Annotated in this window: 3 protein-coding genes; 2 read left to right on the forward strand and 1 reads right to left on the reverse strand. The window is 61.5% G+C overall.

The features are described 5' to 3' along the window. Window positions 1-619 (forward strand): amidohydrolase family protein (locus tag ACXRVY_RS25130; RefSeq protein ID WP_458238534.1); only part of this gene is annotated, 619 nt, incomplete at its 5' end. A 69-nt stretch (window positions 620-688) separates the two neighbouring features. After that, on the forward strand, window positions 689-1,315 hold the full coding sequence (gene ycaC, locus ACXRVY_RS25135) for an isochorismate family cysteine hydrolase YcaC (protein WP_458238535.1): 627 nt from the start codon (window positions 689-691) through the stop codon (window positions 1,313-1,315). A 135-nt stretch (window positions 1,316-1,450) separates the two neighbouring features. Here the strand turns inward: ycaC and ACXRVY_RS25140 are convergent. Beyond that, window positions 1,451-2,233, reverse strand: a 783-nt coding sequence (locus ACXRVY_RS25140; RefSeq protein WP_458238536.1) for an alkyl sulfatase dimerization domain-containing protein, incomplete at its 5' end; no start/stop codon positions are given.

The raw sequence follows: 2,233 nt of genomic DNA on the forward strand, positions 1-2,233 counted from the left end.
GCGTTACGGCGCGAAAGCGGCCGAAGCCACGCCACCGATCAAGCGCATGCTGGCCGAGGGCGTACCGGTCGGTGCCGGTACCGACGCGACGCGGGTGTCGAGCTACAACCCGTGGACTTCGCTGTACTGGATGGTCAGCGGTCGCACCGTCGGCGGCATGGAGCTGCACGCCGAAGGCCTTCCGCGCCTGACCGCGCTGGAACTGTTCACCCACGGCAGCGCCTGGTTCTCGTCGGAGCAAGGCAAGAAAGGCCAGATCAAGGTCGGGCAACTGGCCGACGTCGCCGCCCTCAGCGCGGATTTCTTCAGCGTCGATGAAGAGGCGATCAAGTGGATCGAGTCGGTGCTGACCGTGGTCGGCGGCAAGGTGGTGTACGGCGCCGGTGACTTTGAAAAACTCGGGCCGGCCAGCGTGCCGGTACTGCCGGACTGGTCGCCGGTGGTGAAGGTCCCGGGCCACTGGCGCCCGACCTCGCCAATGCAGGCCCAGGTTCACCATTGCAGCGGCCCGTGCGCGGTGCATTCACACAGCCATGAACGGGCGCGCCTGTCGAACGCGCCGGTCAGCGATTTCGCCGGTTTCTGGGGCGCCTTTGGCTGCTCGTGTTTTGCCTTCTGACTCTTTTAAAAAAGCGCCGGCCCAACAGGTCGGCGCTGACTGCAACAACCATCCATCAAGGAGTTTCCAATGAGCAACGTTCCGTACAAACGCCTGAACAAAGACGATGCCGTGGTATTGCTGGTCGACCACCAGACCKGTCTGATCTCGCTGGTACAGGATTTCTCGCCCAACGAGTTCAAGAACAACGTGCTGGCCCTGGGTGACATCGCCAAGTTCTTCAAATTGCCGACCATCCTCACCACCAGTTTCGACAGCGGTCCGAACGGTCCGATCGTGCCGGAACTCAAGGCGCAGTTCCCGGACGCGCCGTTCATTGCACGCCCGGGCCAGATCAACGCCTGGGACAACGAAGACTTCGTCAAGGCGATCAAGGCCACCGGACGCAAGCAACTGATCATCGCCGGTGTGGTGACCGACGTATGCGTGGCGTTCCCGACCCTGTCGGCCATTGCCGAAGGCTTTGAGGTGTTTGTGGTGACCGATGCTTCCGGCACCTTCAACACCACCGTGCAACAAGCGGCCTGGGCACGCATGTCGGCCGCCGGTGCGCACCTGCTGAACTGGTTCTCCGTGGCCTGCGAGCTGCAAGGCGACTGGCGTAACGACATGGAAGGCCTGGCCAACCTGCTTTCTGAGCGCCTGCCGAACTATCGCAACCTGATCAATAGCTACAYCAAGTTTACGGCCAAATAAGACCAGTCAGTCGCTCCCACAAGGGATCCAGGCTGTTCACAGCTTTTGTGAATGACACAGATCCAGTGTGGGAGCGACGGCGCGGCGATCCGACCTGCTCGAGATGGAGGCGACGCGGTTTGCCGCGTCACCGGTTCAAGGCGTCACGATATTGAACTGCGGCGCGAAGGTATCGAGGCTGCTCATCAACTCCCCAAGCTTCTTGCCACTGCCTTGCAACTTGATCAGGCCTTTCTGGATCGCTGTCGGGATATCCAGTTGCTTGAGGCTGATCTGTTCCAGGGTTGCCTTGGTCATGGTCACGCTGGCGTCCGCCTGGGGATTGAGCCCGGCACGGTGGGTCAGCACACCATTGCGCAGGGTCAGGTTGAAGTCCTTGTTCTGATCCTCGAAGGTCCAGTTCAGGGTCAGGTCATGGCCTACAGCCTTTTCACTGTCCAGGCGCACCGCCAGGAAGTCGAAGAACATCTGTGGGCTCATCGCCCGCACCATGTCCACCGATACCGAACTGCTCGCTTGGGGTGGCACGCCGTTGCGCAGTTCCATGGCGCCGGTCAGGTACATGTTGCGCCAGGTGGCGTTTTCGCTTTGATAGCCCATTTGCTCCAGCGCCTCGGCCTGGGCTTTGCGCGCATCGCCGTTGTCCGGGTTGGCGAACAGCAACTGATTGCCCAGTTGCGCGGCCCAGCGGTATTCACCCTTGGCCATTGCCGCCTGCATTTTCCCCAGCACGGCCGCGTCGCCGCCCATGGCTTCGACCGAACGCTTGGCCGTTTCTACCGGTGGCAGTGGATTGAGGTTGGCCGGGTTACCGTCATAGAAACCCATGTAGCGCTGATACACCGCGCGGGTGTTGAAACTCAGCGAGCCGTAGTAGCCACGGGTGTACCACTTCTGGTCCAGGCTGCCGGGCAGTTT

The sequence above is a fragment of the Pseudomonas sp. P5_A2_2 genome (genome assembly GCF_054177685.1).